Here is a 24,232-nt window from a genome sequence, read left to right as displayed (position 1 = left end):
TTTGCCCTTGAACACAGTCTTCTTTTTCTCATTTTTCCACTCTTCAATATCCATTGCAAGCAAAACCTATGCAAGGTTTAGAAAGATTTAATTAAAGGATTTTTTTATAAAGGAGAGAATTTAAAAATTAAATATTATTTCTTTTCTTCGCTTAACACCAAACGATATATATCATCTAAATAAATATAAGAACACTTGTTGCTTGTTGTTTTTTTTGCTTAAAGCCCTTAATTGAAATTTTCAACTATTGATTATTGTGGTTTTTCTGTAGAGTCTTTTGGGTCTATATCCTCGGCTTCCTTGGTGCAAGACTTAAAATCATATCCACAATTATGACAAGGAGGCACGTTCGTTCTTGATGAAGTGTAATTTTTAGCTCCACACTTTGGACACACCATCATTTGCATTGTTTTACTTCCTTTCTGAGTTTATAAGCGTTTATTATAAACTCATAAATAAAGTTTGTAACCTACCCATTGGTATTGAATTGTAAAAAAAATTAAATATTTTTAATTTAAGTTTTTTTTACAATTCCGTGCTCGATAGCATAAATTGCTGTCTGAATGCGATCGTTTTTCCCCACCTTTTTTATAATTCTATTAACATGATATTTCACAGTATTAGAAGAAATTTCGAGTTCAAGGGCTATTTCCTTATTTGTGTGACTCGCAGCAACAAGTTCCAGCACTTCCATCTCTCGTTCAGTTAAGTCAAGCTCCACAACCGGCTTTTTTCCCAACTTAATTTTTTCCACTATTTTTCTGGCAACTTCCGAATTTAAAGGATATTTCCCCTCATTGGTTTCTTTTAGGGCTTTTAATAGCTCTTTTGGCTGAATGTCTTTAAGCAAATATCCGTCTGCTCCCGCCTCAATGGCTTGCTGTATCAGCTCATCATTTGAAAAAGAGGTGAGAACCATCACTTTGGTTTCCGGCAACAACTTTTTTATTTCTCTGCAAGCGGAACTTCCATTCATTTTCGGCATTTTTAAATCCATCAACACAATGTCGGGCTTTAGCTCTTCAACTTTAACTAATGCCTCTTGGCCATTAGCTGCTTCTCCCACGACTTCCAGCCCCTGGATTTTAAGCATCGTAATTAGTTTATTGCGAACTAAATCGTTGTCCTCGGCAATAAACAGTCTAATTTTTTCCATCTAATTCTCCTTAGTTGGAATAATGGCTTCGACTTTAGTCCCAGCCCCAATATTGCTAACAATATTTAACGAACCATTCAGACTCTCCACTTTGTCTTTCATTCCAAATAAACCCAAATTGCCTCGCTCCGCCACATCTAAAAATGCTTTCCTTACATCAAATCCCTTCCCGTCATCGCAAACAACTAGTTTGACAATGCCTTTCCCAAAAACCAACTTCACATCCACACAATCTGCCTCCGCGTGCCTAACCACATTATTTAAGGCCTCTTGCATAATATGGCAAATTTTCTTTTGAACATCATGTGATAAATCTTGTTCAGTTCCCTCTACGGTAAAGTTAATAGTTGTCTCGTAAAATCCACTAAACTGATTCACATACATTTTTAGGGCTTTGGTTAACCCAACTTCTTCTATCAAATGACTCTTTTGCAAATCAAATATATAATTTCTTAGCTCTTGTATGGCCAGAGAAACTTCCCCCTCCAGCTCTTTAAGCAACCCGTCTGCTTCCTCCGGTCTTTTAAGAAGAAGACTGCGATAAGTTTCAAGACCGATGTTAACACCGAAGAGAGATTGAATTACGCCATCATGTATCTCGCTTGCAATACGATTCCTCTCATCAATCAAGACAAGCTTCTTTCTCTCCTCAATAAGCCTTGCATTTTTGATGGCCATGGCGCCAAGGTTAGCTAAAATACCTGCGACTATCTTGTTTTTATCGTCAAAAAGCTTTGGGGTAACAACGATTAAAATGCCTATTTTCTTATCTTGAACTTTTAACGGAAAGCACGCCAACCACTCCTCTCTCCCTTCTCCCTTTTTCGAAAGCCCGGGGCAGGGGCTGTCGCTCTCAGCACATTTTTCCATGTTGCTTAACATTTCACTTACCAACAGCGTCGCGTAATGCTCGCGTTTCTTCTTAGACTTAAAACCCTTTTCGGTGGAAGAAACAGAAGAAGCAATTTCTATCGTTAAAGTCGATAAATCAAGACATAATTCCTTAGCTCCTTCAACAAAAAGACAAAGCCCAACTCTTCTCGCTTTCGTAACTTTTTTTATGCTAACAACGATTTCCTTCATCACTTCTTGCAAAGAGTATTTTGAAGTAAATGTTGTCGCTATCGAATAAATTGATTTTAAGCCCTCAACCTGAGATTCTAAGTTTCTCTTCGTTTCTTCAAGAATAGCCTTACTTTTATCCAGTCGTTCCGTTAATATGACCGGATAAGCAAAAAATATGCTGATTAAGAAAAAACTAAGCTGGTCCGCTATAAGATCGTCTTTATATCCTATGCCAATTAATTTTTGAGGATTATACCCATTTAACGACAGCGCTAAAAGATTAAGGGAAGCTGAAATAGTGGCCCCTATAAATCCCCCTTTCATTTTTCCTAAAATAGCAGCCAACAATGTTGGGCTAAACGAATAAAGATAATAAGGGCTTCGCCAGCCACCACTTAAAACTACGAAGCTAAAACACATTAAATAATCTACACCCAAAAGAAGCGGCTGTTTTTTAATTTTCTTGTAAATAAATGGGTGAAAAATTGTGAGGAAGAAATTATATAAAAATACAAAAAAAATAAGAAACCAAGCTCTTACAGGCGAAATCTCCGGGCTAAACCTTAAAATAAGAAAGATTAGTGCCAATAACCAATTTGCCCAACGATAAAAAATTAAAAAAAAGGAGAGCTTTTCTCCTCCAGAAGCTTTAAGGGATTGCAAAAAAAGTAAATCTCTTTTCTTAGATTCCATCTTTGCTCCCCGCAGAAAAACATCCTTAGTCAATTAAATAAAAGTTGAAACCGGTTTTATTATTACCTGTAAAATTAAGTATTAACTTAATTGTTTTAAGTTAAGTCTAATTGGAATCTTTTTTATTTAAAGTATCTTTTAACAAATTAAGCCACATAAAACTTAAGCCAGATAACATAATTATCGTCAATTTTTAAAAAAATATTAACAAAAAGTTATTTATTTTATTTTTGGAAGTGGGCCTGTAAGCCGGATTCTGTCCGTCCCGCCAAAGACGGGATTAGGTAATCATTCATCTTGCCTTAATGTCGCCATTAAAGTCATGCGACCAACCCGGGAGTTATGACGCAGCGAGCTGCCACGATTCCTCCCCTATTTGGTCTTGCTCCGGGTGGGGTTTGCCAAGCCACCGCTTTACAGCGGTGCTGGTGACGCTCTTACCTCACCGTTTCAGCTTTCCCCGAATAAACAAGGGGTTTTCTTTTCTGTGGCACTTTCCGTCGGATCACTCCGCCCTCGTGTTACGAGGCACCCTGCCCTATGGAGTCCGGACTTTCCTCCCCGCAGTATTTCTGCAAGGCGATTACCCGGCCCACTTCCATTGTTATTATAACAGAAACTAGTGGTTAAATTATAGATGTCTGACAACTAATTCAAAATGTTGAGTAAAATTGAATTGTAAATTGAAATAAAACGAAAGGAACATGAAAACCAGAGCAAAAACTAACCGGCATTTTCTTCATCACAATTTAAAAAAACAAACAAAAAGATCGAGAGGTGTTTTAGGAGGTACTTTATTTAAAAAAACTTTTAAAATTTTTTTTAAATTATGTTGACATAAAAGTTGGTTGTGCTAAAATAATTATAGGTCCCAAGAAGTCCTACAAGGTGAACTTTGAAAGTAAACGTACCAGTAGCGGCCTTAAGATAGAAACTGAAAAACTAATTCGCGAGAAGAGGTCCAGTAAGAGACTATTAGCGGGTACGAAAAGGGAAACTTACAAGTAAAAGGTAACTTAATGAAGATTTCTTGGGGCTTTAAATTTCCCCCCATGGTTAATAGAGGCACGGGTCTCGAGAACCCACTGGGGGGGTTTGTTATTCTTCAATACCCTTTCGTGCTTTAATTTTTTGGTCATATGGATGTTTAATTTTGACCATTTCAGTTACCAGCTGAGCAGCTTCAATAATCTTCGATGGTGCATATCTTCCTGTTAAAATTAACTCCACATGTTGAGGTTTTTCTTTAATGAGAGTTAAGACTTGCTCGATATTTATCAGTCCAAAATGAATTGCTACATTTATCTCATCTAAAATCACCACATCGTAAAGGCCTTCAAGGACCGTATTTCGTACTTTTGCAAATAGACTTTGCGCAAGTTTAATATTTTCACCAGAAGGTTTCCCTTGTCGGCAAAATTGCCCACCACCTTGCTCAATAATAAAATTAGGACCAAGAATATTGGCCACATTTATCTCGCCACTTTCTCGGTTTTTTAAAAATTGAAACATATAAACTTTTAAGTCATGCCCAACTGCTCGCATAGCCAAACCGAGAGCCGCTGTGGTTTTCCCCTTGCCTTCGCCCGTATAAACTTGAACCAGCCCTTTTTTTAACCTCAACGCTTCACCTCTTACCCATCAGTCGGGAGTCTCTTAGCAAGGAGTCGGGAGTTTGTTGGTTACATAGCAACTTGGTTCCCATACTCCATACTCCATACTCTTTCTGCTGAGTGCTGATATTGAAATTCATTGTAATTTATTGAGACTAATAGTAATTCATTGTAATTTATAGTAATTTGTTGTAATTACCACTTAATCTCCACTTAATTACAACTTAATTACCACCTAACTTCTCCTTAAACCTTACCCTTTTATTTTCCATACTCCATACTCTTTCTGCTCTATGCTCTCTGCTTATATCTTTTAACTTTCCCCTACCACCCTTTACCCTTCTTTTTCTTTATTCATATTTTTCCCTGGAGGCTGGTGGCAGACTTTTCAATCCTCATAATAAGATATGCACGCATTTGGCGATTCCCAAACATTTATTTTTTTAAGGAAAACACGATTAGGCAATGTTTTTTTTATCTCATCAAAAAAATATTTTGCTAAATTTTCACCTGTTGGAGAAAGAATATCAAAGGGAGGAATTTCATTGAGATGCTTATGATCAAATTTTGAAATAATATCGTTTGCTTCATCTTTTAACTCTTTGAAATCATATATTAAATCTATTTCATCCAGTTCGTTCCCCGCGACAACGACCTCTACGTTCCACGTATGTCCATGAAGATTGCGACAAGGACCGGGGTAACCTCGCAAACTATGGGCCGCGTCAAAGTGGGTTTTAATCATAAGTTCATACATAACAAAATTCACCTCATTTAAATTTTTGTTAAACTTAATTTCCATAAATTTGTCAATATTTAAAATAAGCTTTCTTGTTTAGATGTTAATCTCAATTTTATCATCTGTTTTTTCCCAGATAAATAATCATCAATTGCTTGATTGGCCAATTCATCGGCTTCTTTGTTTTCTTCCCGGGGAACATGTTTTATTGTCACTCCCGTATAAGAGGATAGCAATTTTTTGGCTTCTTCAAAAAGTGGCTTCAAACCCGCATTTTTTACTTTATAAAAACCATTTAGCTGTTGCACCAAAAGTTCACTATCGGAATAAATTACAACCGAATTGGATTTAAAGTTTGCGGCCTCTCCCAATCCAAAAATCAATGCCGAATACTCCGCGACATTATTTGTCGCTTCTCCTATGTACTCGCTAAAAGAAAAAAGTTGAGAGCCGGATTCATTTAGAATAACTCCTCCTATGCCAGCATGCCCCGGATTTCCTCGGGCCGCCCCATCAACTCTTAATATCAATCGTGCTTCCTGACAAATAGGTTTATTTTCCTTCATTTAGAATTCAATATCCTTTCGCAATTGGGACATCTCCATAATTTATCTGCGCTCAAAATTTTATCTAGCTCTTCTGAAGGAAGCTTGACGTGGCATCCTTGGCAAATTCCGTCTTTTAAATCAGCAACCACCAAATTATCTTTTTTGCGAAGTGTCTCATATAAAAAGAGGGATTTTTTATTCAAGCGGGCTGTTAATTTGTTTTTTTTCACGCTCTCAGCTTGAAACGCTTCATCAATTTCAGAAATTGCCAGTTTGTATTCGGCCATTAAAACATCGTTTTCGTTCTTTATCTTTCTTAAAGATTCCACCAGCACTTTCAACTCTTTTTCCAGCTTTTCAATATTTTCCAGCTTTTCGAGCAAGTCTGATTCGAGTTCATCTTTATTTTCATTCAAGGACTTAATTTCATTTTGAATATCTACTAATTCTTTTGGGCTTTTAATTAAGCCGCCATAAAGTTTTTTGTCTTCCTTGTTTATTTTCTCGGTCAATACTTCCAATTGTCCCTCTAATTTTTTTCGCTTTTTTGTTTCGCCGTTTAACTCAGCTTTCTTTAAGTCGTAACTCCGTCTTAACTTTGCAAACTCTTTTTTTAATTCATCCATTTTCTTAACTTGGTAGAGAGACTCCTTCTTCGAAAGCAGCCCATCTCTTTTAAAATCGACATCTTGAATTTCTTTAAGTAAAATTATTTCTTTGTTCATTTTCAAGTCTCCATGATTCGAATAATCCTATAATACCTTTAAGATAGCTATGTTACAATGTTTCATTATCAACCAAATCCTGATAGGCCTTCATTAATAAACGGGTTAATTTCCCCCATCTGTCTCCTCGTGAATCAGAAAAATTTTCGATAATCTTATCTTCAATTTGAGTAACCGGCATAATCCGCATTAAAGAATTTGTCAAAAAACACTCGGAGCAAGAAAGTAACTCCTCAAGATAGAAATTTTTTTCAATTATCTTTAAATTTAAGCTTTCAGCCAACTCAAAAATAGTTTCACGAGCAATCCCCGGTAAAATTCCCACTTCACATGGCGGTGTCATTATTACGTCATTACAAACGATAAAGATATTGCTAACAGAGCCCTCCGTTACAAAGCCGGATTGATTTATAAAGATGATTTCATCCGCCCCGCTCTGCTTTGCCTCCAGCTTACCAATTATATTCTCTAAAAAATTCAGCGACTTTAAATTAATAATAGAAGAAAATTGGTTTTGACGGAAATCTGACATCATCACCTTAAACCCCTCTTCATATTGTTCCGGAGAATACATATCAAATTTCTTCGCAATGATTAAAATTGTGGACTTGGAATCGGGGCTCGGGATTAAACTACCCGTATCTGTTCCTCTGGTAACAATGAGCTTCACATAAGCATCGGATAGCTTGTTTTTTCCAATGGTCTCATAAAGAGCTTGTTCAAGGTAAGATTGACTGTAAGGATGCTTTATCTGAATGATATCGAGGGATTTCAATAAACGCTTAAGATGAGCGTCAAGTCTGAATATTTTGCCGTTGTAGGCTCTCATCGTCTCAAATAAACCATCCCCAAATAAAAATCCCCTGTCGAAGATGGATATTTTTGCTAAATGGCCTGGTATAAATTCTCCATTTAAAAAAACTATGTCTTCATTCATAATTTTCTCCGCGCGCTTCAATATATGTTCAGTTTTATTTCCTGTATTCTTCCAGCGCTTTCAACAACGCCTTAGCTTTTTGCAAACTTTCGAAATACTCCTTTTTGGGCTCAGAGTCGGCTACGACTCCCGCTCCGGCTTGAGCATAAGCGACATTATCTTTAATTACAATGGTCCTGATGGCAATATTTAAATCCATGTGACCCGAAAAACTCAAGTAACCGATTGAGCCGGTATAAATACCTCTTCTAGTTGGCTCTAACTCGTCTATAATCTCCATTGCTCTTATCTTTGGACAACCCGTAATAGTCCCACCGGGAAAACAAGCTCTCATAACATCCAGTAGATCCTTATCGGGCAAAATTTTGCCTTTAACGTTTGAAACTATATGAATAACATGAGAATACTGTTCAATCACCATCAACTCATCGACGCAGACACTTCCATAATCGCATATACGCCCCAAATCGTTTCTCTCTAAGTCGACAAGCATTACGTGCTCCGCCCTCTCCTTCTGATTAAGTATAAGCTCTACAGATAGCTTCTCGTCTTCCAAACAATTGATACCGCGTCTTCTCGTGCCCGCGATGGGCCTGGTCTCCACAACCCCGTCTTCGATCTTTACCAACCGTTCCGGGGAAGAGCTAACGATATCTATATCTTTAAAATTTAAGTATGCCGCAAATGGAGATGGATTAACTCTCCTTAAAATCTTATAAAGCTCAAACGAATCCCCGACAAACGGTGTATCTAACCGCAAAGACAGATTGGCTTGAAAGATATCGCCGGCAAAAATGTATTCTCTTGTCCGCTTAACAATCGCTTCAAATTGCTTCTGAGTTAAATTTGGACTGACTTTACCAACGCGTATAAATGATTTTTGGACTCTTTTTTTCTCAAGTTTGGCGAACGATTCCTCAACCTTCTTAACCGCCTCAAAATAGTCAAGTTTTAAATTTCCGTCAACCGGTGTGGTCGTAGTAACAAAAAGAGTTTTATTAAAATGATCAAAAACAAAAGCAACTTCAAAAAAATGAAATTGGCAATCTGGCATCTTGGTGTCATCTACTGTTTCGTCAGGAATCTTTTCAAACCATCTACCCGCATCATAACTAAAATAACCTACCGCCCCTCCACAAAAAGAAGGTATTTTTGGAAGCGAAATTGTTCTGTATTCCGCTAAAACTTTTCGTATTTCATCAATGGGGCTACCGTTAAATTCCTTGCTGATTCCATTTTTGGTCAATTTTACAACACCATCTTTGCTTTCAATCGTTAAAAAGGGGGCAACAGCAAAGATTGAATACCGCGATATCTTGGCAGAACCTTTGAGACTTTCAAACAGAATTCCCGAATCACTTATCCCGGCTTTTGAAGCTAAGTCAAAAAAATCACCCTCGAAAGGTATTATTTTGCAAACGGGAATACGCTTTCCATCTTCAGCCAGCTTATTAAATTCTTCAAAACTTGGATAAATCAAATTTTCCTCCAAAAAAAATGGCACCCGATAGCTGGGTGCCATTTAAGGCTAACATGCTATAAAAAATTCCTATTTTTTTAATTTGAAGACCAATTTCAATAACTGATAGTTTAAATCAATAAATATGCTTCAACTCGGTAAATAAATTTCCCTCACTTTTTAAAACAGCTTATCACCTCTCGACCCTGAGCTCGAGGTCGAATGGTGGGCGATACAGGGTTTGAACCTGTGACCTCTGCCGTGTGAGGACAGCGCTCTCCCGCTGAGCCAATCGCCCTGCTGTCTGTGGGTTGTTAGTTATTAGCTAAATGCAACCCAACAATAAATAACTTAAAAACAATAAATAGGTCCTTCGACTCGGTAAATAAATTTCCCTCACTTTTTAAAACAGCTTGCCATTCGAAGCCCATAGGGCGAAGAATGGTGGAACCAGTAGGACTATCTTCGGACCCATCCGAGAATATATTACCAAAAATCCGGTAGATGAGAAAGTGTTAGATTTTTTGCTTGAAGTGGCGTAACAATTTAAATTAATGAGACTAAAATCACTGCGCAATTTTGGGTTAGGTTGATTAAGTGGTTATCTTATTATTTATCGAACACTTACTTTAAGTTCTTTACCAACAGCCTGAACAAACTTTTCCAATGTTGAAAGACGGATATCCTCTGCATGATTTTCAATTCTTGAAATTGCAGATTTTTTAGTATGCAATCTTTTAGCTATATCTTCTTGAGTCAATCCAGCTTTTTCTCTTGCCTGTTTTAACATGACTCCAATTTTAAATTCCTTATATCCAGAATCATGGTTTTCCACAAATTCTAAATCTCTCTTTTTTCTTTTGTTAATGTATTTCTTTAGATCACTCATTTGCTTTTTCTCCTTCTTAGATATTCACATTTTCTTTGTTCCGCAAGCACAATCTCCTGTTTTGGAGTTTTTTGCGTCTTTTTCTGAAATCCATTTATAAGTACAACATAATGTTTATTATATAAAAATCCTAATAACCTAAAAACATCTCTTCCCAATTGAACGCGAATTTCAATAATTTCATTTGTATTAACAAGGTGTTTCATATAAGTACTTGGAATACTGCCTAGTTCTTCGATAAGACTGAGTACCCAGGTAACTTTTTGAGCCTGTTTGCCGGACAAAGTATCTAAAAAATCTTCAACAGGAGATTTTTCTGCTCTTGTCTTGTAGAAGATAATCTCTTTCACAAATGTAAGTTAACATATTTGTTAACTTATTGCAAGATTAATTTTTAAGATAACGCTGCAAATGGAGCGCAATAAATGCACAATTTCCTTTTTTAAAGCTGAATATAAAATCCCAGGTAAACGGATTAATGAGAGGCTTTTTAAGCATTTTTTAGAGGTAGGTTGGTGAACTTATAATTGAATTAAAAACTCGAATCCTTTGTTAGTTAGATAATTGGAATGTATCCTGAACAGGAGTTTTTCTTCAAAATATGATGGTGGGCCCAGTAGGACTCGAACCTACGACACGCGGATTATGAGTCCGCTGCTCTAACCAACTGAGCTATGGGCCCAATTCTGTTCTTTAAAAAAGCTCTTCCAGAACCTGTCTTAAAATACTTCTCTCTTTTAATTGCCAAATTCATATTTAAACAAGCTTCATAATAAACTAGTTCAAGCGGTCTTCTGCTTTTAGTAGATTCTACTAGGCCATCATTATGTTCCTTAAGCCTGCTCTTCAAATCTTCTGACCAACCAATATATAGCTTTTTATCTTTTTCACTCAATAACACATAAGTGTAATACATCTAACCTGGGTCCGCTGCTCCCCGCCTGCCTACGCCTATTATGCCGCTAGGCATTGGCGGGCAGGTAACCAACTGAGCTATGGGCCCAAAAACAGATTATAGTTTATGGTTGATAGTTCATAGTGAATAGTGAAAAAATACTACTATTAAATGCAATAAAAATTATATCATCCAAAGAACAATTAGCAAGAATATATGCTCTATTTACTTATCTAAATCATATAAGTCATATTTATCAAAATATTTTGAAACATCGACGTTTGCCATCAAAAGAATCTTAATAAGATATGGACGCTTATCGAATGGAACCATCCACTTTAAGGCCTCGATTAAATCTTCTTCGACCACTTTTTCTTTGCCCGCCTTCCCGGCAAGCAGTTCAGCTTGTTCGCGAACTTGAGTTTCAGTTTCAGACATTTTAGACTTCGCTGTCTTTTTAAGCTTTTCGGGTACAATGCTCAAAGCTTTCGCCTTAATTGAGTGTAATCTTTTTAAAGCTAATGTGTCCCATTCCAAAACAATGCCTCCGATTTAAAAAATTGAGTTTAAAAATGTTTCCCAATCATTTATACATAAAAATTGTAAGTGAAGATAGTCCTTGCTCATCTGGGAGGTTACCTTGCTTGGGACAATTTGGAAACACTTTTGAGATACGAGAATGTTTATTTCGACACAGCTTACCTTCTGGGGAACATTGAAGATAAACTCATCTTAAGGTTGATTGATAAAATCGATATAAATAAAGTCTTATTTGAAAAAGACTTCCCTTTTAGAGACCGCAAAGAAAAACGTGAATATATTCAAAAAATTACTCGGCACAAACGCAAATTTAATCTTTAACAAAAATCCTAAGAAATTGCTCAGATTATTACATGGCTCTTTTATCAAGAGATTTTGCAACTCGTATTAAATTTCTCCCAGCATTTTTTGCCTCATAAAGAGCTTTATCCGCGCATCCAATGAGGTCTTCTATGTATTTTGCATCTGACGGGTAAGTCGCTAGACCGGTACTTAAGGTTATTCCCCCGGGGACTGCATCTTCCATAGAAAATTTATGCTTCTCGACAGAGGCTCTCACTCTGTCGGCAATTTCAAGGGCTTCTTCTTTATCGGTCCCTGGGAAAATAATGCAAAATTCATCTCCTCCGTATCGAGCAACTATATCGTAAACACGCACTTCATTTTCGAGTAAAAAAGCAAGTTTCTTTAAAGTTTTATTTCCCGCCATGTGACCCAAGTTATCATTATAAATCTTAAAACCATCAACATCTACGATAGCCATCGTCAAAGGACAATTGCCTCGTTTCGCCCTCTCCACTTCCTCCAGTAATTTGTTTTGAAAAGACCGGTAATTATGAAGCCCTGTAAGATCGTCAGTTAAAGCCAAGGTTTCCGCAGCAGCATACAGTTGAACATTTTTGATAGCTACTGCTATCTGCATAGAGGCAGTCGATATTAAATCCATCTTTTCTTTGTTGAATTTTTCGTCATCAACTCCAAAGAGACACATAACCCCAATTACGCCTTCTCTTGTGACAAGGGGAACCCCTAAAAAGTTTTCGTTATTAAAATCTAAGTTACAATTTTTGTTCTTCGACTTAAAAAGTAAAATTGAAGGTTTCTCTTTTGCAATTATTTTGCCACAAATAGAATCCTCAACTTTCCCTTTAAACTCGTTCAGCATCTCTTTTTTTAAACCTTTATTTGCATAAGGAACAATTTCGGCTTCTTGAAAAACCTCGCAACCAATACACATGGTTTGGTTATCTTTAGCCTTTTTGAAATAATTTTCATAACACGGCGTTCCCGGTATTTCCCAGCATCTACTTTTAGTTATCTCAAAGGCCGGGCATTCAAAATTAAAACATCTTTTAATTTCCCAACAATGATGGATGGTGCTTGAATCAATAAGCGAGATAATTCCGCTTTTTGCATCAGTTATTTTCACAAAAATATTTAAAATTTTCTTTATAAGACTATCCAAGTTCATCGTAGAGGAAGCAATGCTGTTAACTTTAAATAATAGCGATAAATCCTTCGTTTTCTCATCAACTTTTTTTTCAAGAGTCTCTCCCCATAATTTAAGATCTTCTTTTGACTGAATCAACTCTTTGTCTATATTAAGTTTGTTTTCGCTTATACGTCCCACAAAAAAACCGACTAAAATAAAAAAAGTCCCCCTTGTCAACGTCTCTATAATTTGAAGATTCGAAATATTGGACAATCCCAATAAATTTGGAATTATATGCAATAAAGAAAGAAAACAGCTTGCTAACAATCCACCCCTTAAGCCCCACCAGTAAGCAGCCAAAATAATTGGAATATAAAAAATGTGAGTATAAACAACTTCAGTTTTCAAAACAAAATGGCAAATTGCCTCGATGATGACACACAATAAAATTAACCCTATGTATATTTCTTTCTTTTTATCAGAAAAAAAATTGCTTTTTGTTTTCATGTAACCCTCTTTTAGAAAACTATAATATCAACGTATAATATCGGCACAAAAGACCAAATACTTAAATAAAATATCTCCTGCGGGTTTATTGGGTATTGGAAATAAAATTATCTATGGTGAGGCATCTTTTTCCGAGGCAACCTGGCCAATTATTGCATCTTTTATCCTAATTGTTTCTCTCTTGACTCTGGGAATTTTTATATTTAACAGGCAAGAACTTTAACTTGATAAAAATTTTCAATCAATAGTTATGCTCCTACCAACTCCACCCTTCTTAAAACTGTCCGGGAAAGCCTTTGAAATCTCGTCTTTATATTTGGTGCAGTGCGAAGGGACGATTAAATTTAAATTTTTCAGCAATTCTAAATTGTTGAAATTATGCAATCCGCCAAGCAAGCCATATATCTTACCTTTCTTGCTCGCCGCCTGAAGTATAGATTCTACACCAGGATGAGCGCAGCCCGTAATTATCATTAAACCTTTCGGAGTATTTAAAATTAAGGACTGTTCGATTATGGTTGCGCCAAGCTCACCAGTTGTATAAACATCTTGATAAATCTCCCTGCCACCTGAAACTTCAATGAGTTTAGCCCGGGATTTTATTTCGTTTTTTAGATGTCGGGAAAAACTTTTTGGGACATAAACTTCGATATTCGAACTTGCATCCAATATATGGTTTAAGCCACCTATATGGTCCCAATGCTGATGAGAAATAATAATAAAATCTAAGTCCTTTGGATAAAAACCAAGCTCCTCCAGATTTGAAGTTAATATTCCCCCATTCCAACCTGAATCAAAAAGTATCTTCTTGTCCTCTGTCTCTATCAGACACGAAAATCCCCATGATGGTTTCAACCTCATGTTTTTTAAATAAACTTCATTATCGTAAACTATTGTGACTTTCAATTTTTCTGCTTCCCATAAGATTTTTTGTATTACAGCTTTCGTTATCGATTAACAAATACTCTCCCACATCAACATTTTGTTTATTTTTAACCAATAATACTCTCGATAGATGAGCATCACAAAAAAATTCTTAGCCACAATCTCTTTATTATTATAAAATCCGGGTGTTTTTTATTGCTAAAGTGGATAAAATTCGTTTTTTTAAAACCGGGGATTTAAAACATCTTTAATTTTAATTAAACCTCTTATGCAATTGATTACCTACACATAAGGAAATATGCTGTACTTACGAGGGAATAATTTAATTAGCGGTCTCTTAGAAAACAACTCTTGTTTTATTGCTCTTCTTTTTTCTCCATTAGAGCCCTCGTTAAATTCGAGCGAGTAATTATACCGACAAGTTTACCATCTCTTATAACAGGAAGAACTTTTCTATGATTAGTTATCATTTTTTCAACAATCTCAAAATCACTTGCCTCTTCCGTTACACAAACCGGCTCCCTGGTCATATAATCTCTAACTAAGCTTTCCCCAACCTGACTAAGACGAAGAAAATTTTTGGCCCAGTTACGTACAAAAAGCATATCGGTCCCCATACCTAATGCGGGAAATGCCGACTCTATTATGTCTTTTTCAGAAATATAGCCTATAATTTTCCCCTCATCATCCACAACGGGGATTCCGCTTAACCTGCTTCTGGAAAGTAGTTCTTCAACCTTTTTTAATGTAGCTGTTTCTGTAACAGAAGTTAAATCTTTGGTCATTATGTCTTTTGCTTTCAAGATAAGTTCAGCTCCTTTATCTCAACCTTGTCGAGAAACTGCTCTACCTGCTCTTTGCTTTTTACTTTTGCTTCAACCTGTAACGCGCTAGCAATAGATGCAGCAGCCCCACATCTGATAGCTTCAAATAAATCTTCGCTATCTTTAAGAATATGCATCATGCCTCCAATTAACGCATCTTCCATACCAACAGAATTTACTACTTTGATATCCGGTAAATTAATTTTCCAAACTTTTTCGGAAGTTACCACCAGTTTATTATCATTGAAATTAAAAACTACAATTTTTGTCCCTTTATCTAAAATTTTCTGTGCTGCCTCTAATAATTTTTTAATAGTATTAATTTTTACTCCCATTAAAACATCTATGCCCTTCAGATCGGCAAAGACCATATAGGGGCCGGTTTCAATTCCGTGTAGCAATGCTTCTTTTGTGGCATTCAAAACAGTACGAACTTTTTTTTCTTGAGTAATAGATATTAAACGAGCATAAATATCTGCACCAACCCCCTGAGGAACACTGCCGGAAAACAAAACCATTTCACAGCGAGAAAGCATTCTTTTAAAACTTTCATTAAATGACTCTATCTCTTTTGGTTTAATCCATGGCCCTTTTTCATTTATCTGAGTTAAAACTCTGTTCCGCTTATTTAAAATAATATGATCTGTTCTAGTTTGTTTCTCTATATATGTAAAATTGGTGCTAATTTGGGTTTTTCCGAGCTCTTCTTCTATAAATTTACCAGCTATTCCTCCAATAAATCCCATAACAATAGCTTCTGTTCCCAACGCTTGAATCGCATATGCTGAATTTATACCATCACCACCCGGAATGCTTATTCCCCTTTCAACATAATTCAATCTCTCTATTGAGCGAGTTGGAAGAATAAAAACCTTATCTAACGCAGGATTTAAAGTCACCGTTGCTATCATCCTGATTCCTCATTTCTATGTGGATTTTAAACTTAGTTTTACCATTTTTATAATAATAGAAAAGCAAGGCTTTGTTTAATTAAGCAAATTTTCCTATATTTACACCTTTTTAGTAAGTATTAAATTAAAAAAATTTTTATGGTAAAACTAATCTCCTTAAATATTTAAAAGTATCTAACGATGCTTACTTTATTTGTTATAAACTATTTTTCGATATTAATCAATTCAAGTTTAAAACAAAGAGTTTTTCCAGCTAAAGGATGATTAAAATCAAAAGTTACAGCATCATCGGTTATCTCTTTAATCGTTGCAGAAACAACTTGACCTTCAGGAGTATTAAGTTGAACAACCTGGCCAACCGATGTTTGGTAATCCCCGAGTACACTTCGCGAAAATTCTTTTATGAGCTCTTTTTTATATTCTCCGTATCCCTTTTCCAGGGAAAAGGAAACTTCCTTTTTTTCTCCTTCTTTCATTTCTAACACGGCCTCTTCAAATCCAATTACAACCTGTCCGCTGCCAACTTCAAAAGTTATAGGATCTCTACCTTTACTGCTATCAAACTCCTGCCCATCTTCAAAAAGACCTGTATAATGTACGCTTACCTTATCACCTTTTTTTACCTGCACAAAATTACCTCCCGGGGTATTGTTCTCATAAACTATATTAAAATAAAGATTGCTTGATAACAAATTTAATTCTTCTTTTTTCTCAACATCAACACTTACAAAGATTTAATAAAAAACTATGTTTATTTCAACTTTCTCGTAATACTTAAAATCTGATTTTTTTTGAAATAATAAAAAAATGCCCAGTTATTAGGCATTTTTTTATTATTTTGGCTCCTCGGGTAGGATTCGAACCTACGACCTAGTGGTTAACAGCCACCCGCTCTACCTGTTGAGCTACCGAGGAATAAATTTTACCGGTTTATTTTTAGCACCAGTGAATTATACGATAAGAGAAATGGGGATTTCAAGTGCAAAATTTGCATAAAACAAATAAGACAAAATGTTTTTGAAATCTGTTAACGAATAATCTAAATTTATTCTAAATAATCCTTAAGCTTTTCGCTTCGGCAAGGATGACGAAGTTTGCCCAACGTTTTTGATTCTATCTGCCTGATACGCTCACGAGTTACTCCAAAAACGCGACCTACTTCCTCTAATGTTCGAGGATATCCATTTAAAAGACCAAATCTAAGCTCAATAACCTTTTTCTCTCTTTCGTTTAATTCCGACAACACATTTCTTAATTGTTCTTGCAGAAGTCTAAATGAGGCCGCGTCCACCGGCACCTGGGCTTCTTTGTCTTCAATGAAATCGCCAAGCTGACTATCTTCTTCTTCTCCAATTGGAGTTTCTAATGATACAGGCTCTTGAGATATCTTTAAAATTTCCCGAACTTTTTCGGGAGTAAAATCCATTTTTTCTGCAATCTCTTCGGGCACTGGCTCTCGTCCTAAATCTTGTAATAATTGCCTTTGCACCCTAATAAGTTTATTGATTGTTTCAACCATATGAACAGGAATTCTAATTGTTCTCGCTTGATCCGCTATAGCCCTTGTTATGGCTTGTCTAATCCACCATGTAGCATAGGTTGAAAATTTATAACCCTTACGATAATCGAACTTCTCAACTGCTCTAATTAGACCCAAATTTCCTTCTTGAATCAAGTCAAGAAAAAGCATTCCCCTTCCTACATACCGCTTTGCAATTGAGACCACGAGCCTTAGGTTTGCCTCCGCTAACTTCCTCTTTGCCGCCTGGCCTTCACGTTCCACTCTTTTCAAACGCCTTTTTTCAAGGGTTGTCAATACTTCCTCTTCTTCTTCTAACTTTTTCTCCGCATTTTCACCCTCTTCAATCTTTTTTGCCAGCTCAACTTCTTTTTTTGCAGTAAGAAGAGATACTTTTCCTATTTCCTTTAAATACATCCGCACCGGATCATTGGTTGCGGTTTTTATTGAAGCTTCAAAGTTTCTTTTAACCTTTTTCGTCTTGCTTTTATTATCCTCCGGCTCTTCTTCGGTATCTTTTAGGTCTAATGAATCCGTTGAATCGACAATATCGATATTCATGCTTGCCAGCTTAGAATAGATGTTTTCTATTTGCTCTGGTGTAAGATCAACGTCTTGGAGAGCCTCCACAATCTCATCGGTCGTGATGCTCCCATTTTTTTTCCCTTCCGAAATAAGCTGCTTTACTTTTTTTAACTCAAGCTCGTTCTCACTCTTTTTCAATCTTATTCAATCCTCCAAACAATTGTTGTCTTAAATAAGTACTTAAATTTGTTGTTTTAACTTTCTTCTCACTTTTTCTAATTCATTTAATTCATTGAAAATCAAATCGATTGTCTCTGTGTTACTTGTTAATTTTTCTTTTTCAGATTCTTTTAATTTTTCCCTCAATTTATTAATTTGACGTTCGATATGAAAATCCTTGAGTCTAATTAAAATATCTAAAAAATATTTATTACAATTATCGGCATCAATGTTAATTGGCTCAAGAGCAAGAGCCGTAACTAAATTAATAAGTTTTTCTTCAGAAATTAAATTAATTAAATTAGCATAATTTATACTCTCTTTGGGCAACCCTTTTAAAAAATTAAGCAAATCTCTATATGGAGGGAAAATAAAATACTTTTCCGAGATTTTAGATAAATATCGACTTACCTCATCCGGATATTGCAAGATAAATTTCAGGGCTTCCTTCTCGCACTTAGTTTGAACATCTAACGATACATTTACAATAGATTCCTTGCTCTCAAACCCTTTCCTTTTTATTTTTTTTAGTTGAGCTAAAAGTGAATCGTATGAGATGTTTAATTTATCGCCCAATTCTTTTAAATAATCTTCTTTTAAAACAAAGTTTTCTAAGCGAGCAATTATGCCCACAGCTTCGTCCGCTGCCCTTGCTTTTTCTAAAGGCTTTTTTAAATTATATTTTTGAAGTACCTGATTTATACAAAATTCAATTAAAGGGATGGCGCTATCTAATCGCTCCTTAAAAGCATCCTTCCCTTCGCTAATGATAAAATCCGCAGGATCCTTGCCGGTTGGCAAAGAAACAACGAATATATCTACTTTTGACTGTCCAAACAAGTTTAATCCTCTCTCGGCAGCTGCCATCCCGGCCTTGTCCGCATCAAACAGAAGAACAACTTTGTTTGTAAACCTGGACAGCAGATGTAAATGATCCGAGGTAAAGGCCGTTCCTAGCGTAGCAACAACATTTTTTATTCCAGCCTGATATAGTAAAATAACATCAGTATACCCCTCTACAACCAGGGCATAGTTTAATTTTACTATTTCACTTTTTGCAAGAGATTGATTATACAACGTTGAGCTCTTGTGAAAAATTGTCGTCTCGGGCGAATTTATATATTTCGGAAGCCCTTGACCCACCACTCTTCCCCCAAAAGCAATAGGTTTACCTCTTAAATTAAGTATTGGAAATATAATCCTGTTTCTAAATAAGTCGTGAGGGCCTCTCTCCCCTTTGACCACCAGGCCAACATCGACCAGCTCTTGCAAATCATATCCTTTTTCCATTAAAAATTTTAGGATTCTTTTTCCGTCTGTTGAAGCAAAACCCAATTTAAAATCATTAAATGTCTTTTCTTGAAATCCTCGTTTTTTTAAATAATCTCTTGCTCTTTCTCCCTCTGTGGTCTTGAATAAATCGTAGTTATAAAGTTTTTGAGCCAGCTCGTTTATGCTATACATTTTCTCTTTGTGCGAAACAGCTTTAAAATCACTAGTCTGCTCGTAATGTATAGAATAATTTGCTTTTTCAGCAAGCATTTGAACAGCTTCGGGAAAATCAATATTTTCAATTTTCATTAAAAAATTATAAACATTTCCCCCTTCTCCACAACCAAAGCAATGGTAAAGCTGTTTTATGGGATCAACTATAAATGAGGGAGTTTTTTCTTTATGAAAAGGACAAAGACCCTTAAAAAGCCTTCCCGTTTTTTTTAAATTAACATACCCTGACACAACTTCAACCAAGTCGTTTCTTTCTCTAATTTCATTTATGTCTTCTTCTTTTATGTGCCCAAACATACTTTTACCCACTCCGCAATATGTTCTATAAAATTTTGAAATTTTCGCAGATACAAAACATAGCCATCAATATAATTCATTCAGTTTTATTATTATTCGACATGAAAATTAATAATCCTTGAAAGTAAATTACCACCGGCCACAGGATCGCTGGTTTAGAATACAAAAAGAGAGCGCGACCGCGCTCTCTTTTTATTCATATCAAACTCCCTCTCTTAATGAATAAGTGAATTCACAAAGATAGGAGCGAAAACAAGTGCCACGATACTCATAATCTTAATTAAAATATTCATGGATGGCCCCGCTGTGTCCTTAAATGGATCTCCAACGGTATCACCCACAACAGCTGCTTTATGAGCATCTGAACCTTTTCCGCCTAAGTTGCCGGCTTCTATATATTTTTTGGCATTATCCCAAGCTCCTCCGGCATTTGACATCATAACAGCCATTAAAAATCCTGAGGTAAGAACCCCCGCGAGTAACCCGCCTAAGGCTTCAGCTCCAAAAACCAAACCCATTAAAAGGGGAGCACCTACCGCGAGAAGACTTGGAAGAACCATTTCTCTTAAAGCAGCTGTTGTACTAATATCCACACAACTAGCGTAATCGGCCTTTGCTTTTCCTTCCATTAAGCCAGTAATTTCCCTAAATTGTCTCCGCACTTCTTCTATCATCGAGAAAGCAGCTTTCCCTACAGCTTGAATAGTTAAAGAAGCAAAAAGATAAGGACACGCGGCTCCAATAAAAATACCTATTATTACTTTATAATTTAAAATATCTATAGTTTTTAATCCAACAGCCATCGAGTAAGCACTAAATAAGGCAAGTGAAGTTAAGGCCGCTGAACCAATAGCAAACCCTTTCGCTATGGCAGCTGTAGTATTTCCAACAGCATCCAAGCTATCGGTCACTTTCCTAACCTCAGGTCCTAAGCCAGCCATCTCGGAAATTCCGCCAGCATTATCAGCAATGGGCCCATAAGCATCAACCCCAACCACAATACCGGTTGTAGCCAACATACCAAGGGCTGCAAGAGATATCCCATACACTCCACCACCCTGCATTGCATCCTCACCAGATACATAGGCTACAAAAATAGCTAAACAAACTAAAATAACCGGCCAAACCGTACTCTTTAATCCAATAGAGTATCCGGTCAAAATGGTTGTCGCCGGTCCGGTCTTAGCTGAATTAGCTATATCTTTTACAGGTTTGTATGCAGCAGAGGTATAAACCTCCGTTACAAATCCTATTGCTACTCCAGCCATAAGTCCCGCTACAATTGCCCAAAAGAAAGATATTTTATCAGCTCCTAAAACCCAGTAAACCAAACCAAAAGAGACAATAACTACAAGAACCGCGGCAGCATAAGTCCCTCTGGTTAAAACTTTATGTAGATGAGTATCATCTTTGCCAACTCGGACGAAGTAAACTCCTATAATCGAACATATAATCCCGGCTGCTGCAATTAAAAATGGTAGCAACATCCCGTTTGCGGCCATACCAACTGGTTTCAAAACAATACACCCTAAAGTCATTGCGGCAATTATTGAACCCACGTATGACTCAAATAAATCAGCTCCCATACCAGCTACATCACCGACATTGTCCCCTACGTTGTCAGCTATAACAGCGGGGTTCCTCGGGTCATCTTCAGGAATACCGGCCTCAACTTTACCCACTAAGTCAGCTCCAACGTCGGCTGCCTTGGTGTAAATACCTCCGCCGACACGAGCAAAGAGAGCGATTGAGCTGGCGCCTAAAGCAAAACCGTTAATAATTTCATACCCGTTAGTATAATCTTTAAATATCATGAAAAATATACCTAAACCCAAAAGCCCAAGACCGACAACGGACATTCCCATTACAGCTCCGCCTTTAAAGGCAACGCTTAGTGCTTGAGCCACACCTTCCTTTGCAGCGTTCGTGGTTCTAGCATTTGCCCTGGTGGCAATGCTTAAACCAATGAATCCAGCAGTAGCCGATAAGACGGCCCCAGCCACAAAGGCCACGGCTGTAAAGGGATTGATGAAAACAAAGAGCAAAATAGCCATAATTAAGACAAAGAAACTCAAAACCTTATACTCGCGAGTCAAGAAAGCTATAGCTCCCTCTTGAATTGCCTTTGAAATTTCTTGCATTTTCTCATTTCCCGGGGAATGCTTCATAACCGAACTAGCAAAACAACCGGCAAAAATTAGAGCTATTACCCCGGCAAGAGGAGCGAGAAAACCTAAATTTTCAACCATTTAACAATCTCCTTTCATTTAAAATAATTTAATAATATTAGCACATAGCATTAATATATTAAAACAATTTTTTGGGAAAAAGCCACGTTCTATGCCATCCATACCCTGGGCATAAAAAAATCTTTAAATTTGTTAAGCGCATATCTATCAGTCATTCCGGCCACATAGTCACAAATCTTTATAGGAAGTTCAGCTCTTTTATCCGTTTGAAATTCCTGAGGCATCTCGTCTAAATTATTTAAATAATAGAAAAAGAGCATCTCAATAACCTTTTTAGCTTTGGGTTCCTCGGTTTTTGCAGCAGAGTTAATATACACTTTTTCAAAGAGAAAATTGCGCAACTCATCCATCGCTTTTGTAAACTCATTACTTAATTTTATTTGCTTGCTGTCCTTGCTCGCCTCAATCATATTGAAAACCATATTATTTATCCTTACCCCGTGATGTTTGCCAAGAATCTTTACGGATTTGTCCGGCAAATCCTTTTCTTTGACCATTTTTGCCCGTATAGCATCATCAATATCGTGATTAATATAAGCTACCCTATCAGCAATCCTTACAATTTGTCCTTCAAGGGTTGAGGGTAAATTATTCCCCGTGTGGTTTAATATGCCATCTCTAACTTCCCACGTAAGATTTAACCCCTTGCCTTCATATTCCAAATAATCAACAACACGAAGACTCTGCTTATTATGCTCAAACAATTCAGGAACACCTTTATAATCATCTTTTATCTCTTGCAAACATTTAGTCAACGCACCTTCGCCGGTATGACCAAAAGGTGTATGCCCTAAATCATGCCCCAAAGCAATAGCTTCTGTTAAATCTTCATTTAACTTTAACGCTCTGGCAACCGTACGAGATATTTGAGTAACTTCTAAAGTATGAGTTAAACGAGTGCGGTAATGATCACCCTTAGGAGCCAAAAAAACCTGAGTTTTGTGAGAAAGACGTCTAAATGATTTGCAATGAATTATTCTATCCTTATCTCGTTGAAACTCCGTTCTGATAGGGCATTGTTTAACAAAAATCTTGCGACCTTTAGAGTTTTCACTAAGTTGGGCACGAGGAGAAAGAAACTCTTTTTCTTTTTTTTCTAATACCTCACGAATATTCATTATTTACCCCAAAACCAGCTTCCAGTCGCCAGTCGATTAAATAAAAGTGAAAAAAGAAAAATGATATATAAAAATTTAAAATTGAAAACCGAATCCTAAAAGATAAAATTCTTAAAATGTTATTAAAACATTTTTAATTTTTAATTATGATTTTTCATTCTTCGTTTTTTATTTCTTCTATACTCTATGTTCTATATTCCATTAGTCCCACCAGCGACGGGCAAGCATCAGCCATCAGTCGGGAGTTATTAGTTGGCAGCTGGCAGTTGGGAGTTTTCTGGTTGGCTTGCTGGTTTTTCTCTCTGCTCTAAGCTCTCCGCTCTAATCTCTATACTCCACACCCTATACTCCATGCTCTATATTTTCTCTGCTCTATGCTTTTAGCCATCTGCTATCTGCCATCTACCACTTTACTTGCTTCTTCAAAAATTCTTGCCCCTAATATCTTTGCTCGTTTAATCGCATATAAATCATCTTTTGTCGGTTTTACTCCACAAACACCTTGGTGACCGACATCAAATTCCTTTGCCCCATCTCCTACTATACTCATTCCTTGGATTAACATCATATCGTGAAGCGCTCTTATTGTGGTCTCTTGCCCACCAAACTTTGAAGCCCCAACAGCTATAGCTCCGCCTGGTTTACCTAAAAGATTTTTTTCTGTCCTTAGCCATCTCGTTTTATCCCAATAAGCCTTAATTTGTGATGAGACATTCCCAAAATAAACCGGGCTTGCAAGAATAATCGCATCGGCTTTTTTTAAATATTCAAACGATTTTTCCAAAGATGTATTCTTAAAACAACTTTTATTACACGGGCTCGAACATGCATCACAATATGGCTTTCTTTGTCCCTTAAGAGCATCAGAAACATGTTCCATGCAAACACTTGCCCCTTTCCTTTTTGCGGCATCTAAAGCAACCTCAAGAAGATATGAAACATTTCCATTTTTATTGGGACTTCCATTTATTCCAACAACCA

23 protein-coding genes, 3 tRNA genes and 1 other RNA gene are annotated in these 24,232 nt (G+C 36.5%); 1 reads left to right on the top strand and 26 read right to left on the bottom strand.

Going from position 1 to position 24,232, the window contains the following annotated elements:
- Positions 1-251: 251 nt before the first annotated feature.
- The 15 genes from Q7U95_RS01120 to Q7U95_RS01050 all read right to left on the bottom strand — a co-directional run bounded on the left by Q7U95_RS01120 (position 252) and on the right by Q7U95_RS01050 (position 11,256).
- On the bottom strand, positions 252-407 hold the full coding sequence (locus tag Q7U95_RS01120) for a hypothetical protein (RefSeq protein WP_308751437.1): 156 nt from the start codon (positions 405-407) through the stop codon (positions 252-254).
- A 107-nt stretch (positions 408-514) separates the two neighbouring features.
- Positions 515-1,156, bottom strand: a complete 642-nt coding sequence (locus tag Q7U95_RS01115; RefSeq protein WP_308751436.1) for a response regulator transcription factor — start codon at positions 1,154-1,156, stop codon at positions 515-517.
- Positions 1,157-2,914, bottom strand: coding sequence for a GAF domain-containing sensor histidine kinase (locus Q7U95_RS01110; protein ID WP_308751435.1), 1,758 nt, complete (start codon positions 2,912-2,914; stop codon positions 1,157-1,159).
- A 229-nt stretch (positions 2,915-3,143) separates the two neighbouring features.
- An RNA gene (rnpB, locus tag Q7U95_RS01105) (RNase P RNA component class A) lies at positions 3,144-3,513 on the bottom strand.
- Between the two features lie 499 nt (positions 3,514-4,012).
- Positions 4,013-4,537: a cob(I)yrinic acid a,c-diamide adenosyltransferase gene (gene cobO, locus Q7U95_RS01100; protein WP_308751434.1), complete on the bottom strand. Its 525-nt coding sequence runs from the start codon at positions 4,535-4,537 to the stop codon at positions 4,013-4,015.
- Positions 4,538-4,915: 378 nt separating this feature from the next.
- Positions 4,916-5,284: a 6-carboxytetrahydropterin synthase QueD gene (queD, locus tag Q7U95_RS01095; protein WP_308751433.1), complete on the bottom strand. Its 369-nt coding sequence runs from the start codon at positions 5,282-5,284 to the stop codon at positions 4,916-4,918.
- Between the two features lie 59 nt (positions 5,285-5,343).
- Positions 5,344-5,832 carry a ribonuclease HI family protein gene (locus Q7U95_RS01090; RefSeq protein WP_308751432.1) on the bottom strand — a complete coding sequence of 163 codons (489 nt, stop codon included), beginning with the start codon at positions 5,830-5,832 and terminating at the stop codon, positions 5,344-5,346.
- Complete coding sequence (locus Q7U95_RS01085; RefSeq protein WP_308751431.1) at positions 5,829-6,539, bottom strand: C4-type zinc ribbon domain-containing protein; 711 nt, start codon at positions 6,537-6,539, stop codon at positions 5,829-5,831. Before Q7U95_RS01085 ends, Q7U95_RS01090 begins: the two co-directional genes overlap by 4 nt.
- Before the next feature lie 52 nt (positions 6,540-6,591).
- The gene (locus tag Q7U95_RS01080) at positions 6,592-7,476 is read right to left on the bottom strand and encodes an aminotransferase class IV (RefSeq protein ID WP_308751430.1); all 885 of its coding nucleotides are present in this window, start codon (positions 7,474-7,476) and stop codon (positions 6,592-6,594) included.
- Positions 7,477-7,510: 34 nt separating this feature from the next.
- Entirely contained in the window at positions 7,511-8,956 is a 1,446-nt protein-coding gene (pabB, locus tag Q7U95_RS01075) for an aminodeoxychorismate synthase component I (RefSeq protein WP_308751429.1), read from the bottom strand.
- Between the two features lie 202 nt (positions 8,957-9,158).
- Positions 9,159-9,233, bottom strand: a tRNA-Val gene (locus Q7U95_RS01070).
- 315 nt (positions 9,234-9,548) lie between these two features.
- Positions 9,549-9,824 carry a helix-turn-helix transcriptional regulator gene (locus Q7U95_RS01065; protein WP_308751428.1) on the bottom strand — a complete coding sequence of 92 codons (276 nt, stop codon included), beginning with the start codon at positions 9,822-9,824 and terminating at the stop codon, positions 9,549-9,551.
- Positions 9,821-10,174, bottom strand: a complete 354-nt coding sequence (locus Q7U95_RS01060; RefSeq protein WP_308751427.1) for a type II toxin-antitoxin system RelE/ParE family toxin — start codon at positions 10,172-10,174, stop codon at positions 9,821-9,823. Before Q7U95_RS01060 ends, Q7U95_RS01065 begins: the two co-directional genes overlap by 4 nt.
- A 255-nt stretch (positions 10,175-10,429) precedes the next feature.
- Positions 10,430-10,506 (bottom strand) — tRNA-Ile (locus tag Q7U95_RS01055).
- Positions 10,507-10,944: 438 nt separating this feature from the next.
- Positions 10,945-11,256 carry a hypothetical protein gene (locus Q7U95_RS01050; protein ID WP_308751426.1) on the bottom strand — a complete coding sequence of 104 codons (312 nt, stop codon included), beginning with the start codon at positions 11,254-11,256 and terminating at the stop codon, positions 10,945-10,947.
- A gap of 69 nt (positions 11,257-11,325) precedes the next feature.
- Here Q7U95_RS01050 and Q7U95_RS01045 point away from each other — a divergent pair, with 69 nt between their 5' ends.
- On the top strand, positions 11,326-11,580 hold the full coding sequence (locus tag Q7U95_RS01045; RefSeq protein ID WP_308751425.1) for a hypothetical protein: 255 nt from the start codon (positions 11,326-11,328) through the stop codon (positions 11,578-11,580).
- A 28-nt stretch (positions 11,581-11,608) separates the two neighbouring features.
- Here the strand turns inward: Q7U95_RS01045 and Q7U95_RS01040 are convergent, their stop codons facing one another.
- The 11 genes from Q7U95_RS01040 to Q7U95_RS00990 all read right to left on the bottom strand — a co-directional run.
- The gene (locus Q7U95_RS01040) at positions 11,609-13,198 is read right to left on the bottom strand and encodes a diguanylate cyclase (RefSeq protein ID WP_308751424.1); all 1,590 of its coding nucleotides are present in this window, start codon (positions 13,196-13,198) and stop codon (positions 11,609-11,611) included.
- Between the two features lie 237 nt (positions 13,199-13,435).
- A complete protein-coding gene (locus Q7U95_RS01035; RefSeq protein ID WP_308751423.1) occupies positions 13,436-14,104 on the bottom strand; it encodes an MBL fold metallo-hydrolase in 669 nt (222 codons plus the stop codon).
- A 335-nt stretch (positions 14,105-14,439) separates the two neighbouring features.
- Complete coding sequence (locus Q7U95_RS01030) at positions 14,440-14,886, bottom strand: CBS domain-containing protein (RefSeq protein WP_308751422.1); 447 nt, start codon at positions 14,884-14,886, stop codon at positions 14,440-14,442.
- The gene (locus Q7U95_RS01025) at positions 14,883-15,818 is read right to left on the bottom strand and encodes a 1-phosphofructokinase family hexose kinase (protein ID WP_308751421.1); all 936 of its coding nucleotides are present in this window, start codon (positions 15,816-15,818) and stop codon (positions 14,883-14,885) included. The genes Q7U95_RS01030 and Q7U95_RS01025 overlap by 4 nt, the downstream gene beginning before the upstream one ends.
- Positions 15,819-16,021: 203 nt before the next feature.
- Positions 16,022-16,447 (bottom strand): peptidylprolyl isomerase, encoded by a 426-nt coding sequence (locus Q7U95_RS01020; RefSeq protein ID WP_308751420.1) that lies wholly within the window; start codon positions 16,445-16,447, stop codon positions 16,022-16,024.
- A 210-nt stretch (positions 16,448-16,657) separates the two neighbouring features.
- Positions 16,658-16,733 (bottom strand) — tRNA-Asn (locus Q7U95_RS01015).
- A gap of 130 nt (positions 16,734-16,863) precedes the next feature.
- Entirely contained in the window at positions 16,864-18,060 is a 1,197-nt protein-coding gene (rpoD, locus tag Q7U95_RS01010) for an RNA polymerase sigma factor RpoD (protein WP_308751419.1), read from the bottom strand.
- A gap of 42 nt (positions 18,061-18,102) precedes the next feature.
- Entirely contained in the window at positions 18,103-19,884 is a 1,782-nt protein-coding gene (gene dnaG / locus Q7U95_RS01005; RefSeq protein ID WP_308751418.1) for a DNA primase, read from the bottom strand.
- A 215-nt stretch (positions 19,885-20,099) separates the two neighbouring features.
- Positions 20,100-22,133 carry a sodium-translocating pyrophosphatase gene (locus tag Q7U95_RS01000; protein WP_308751417.1) on the bottom strand — a complete coding sequence of 678 codons (2,034 nt, stop codon included), beginning with the start codon at positions 22,131-22,133 and terminating at the stop codon, positions 20,100-20,102.
- Between the two features lie 89 nt (positions 22,134-22,222).
- Positions 22,223-23,251, bottom strand: a complete 1,029-nt coding sequence (locus tag Q7U95_RS00995) for a deoxyguanosinetriphosphate triphosphohydrolase (protein ID WP_308751416.1) — start codon at positions 23,249-23,251, stop codon at positions 22,223-22,225.
- Between the two features lie 391 nt (positions 23,252-23,642).
- Positions 23,643-24,232: flavodoxin family protein (locus Q7U95_RS00990; RefSeq protein ID WP_308751415.1), on the bottom strand; the 590-nt coding region annotated here is incomplete at its 5' end.

The sequence above is a fragment of the Candidatus Oleimmundimicrobium sp. genome, assembly GCF_030651595.1.
GTDB lineage: Bacteria > Actinomycetota > Aquicultoria > UBA3085 > Oleimmundimicrobiaceae > JAUSCH01.
Note: the sequence above shows the minus strand (reverse complement) of the source record. Positions and strands in the feature narration are given on the sequence as shown.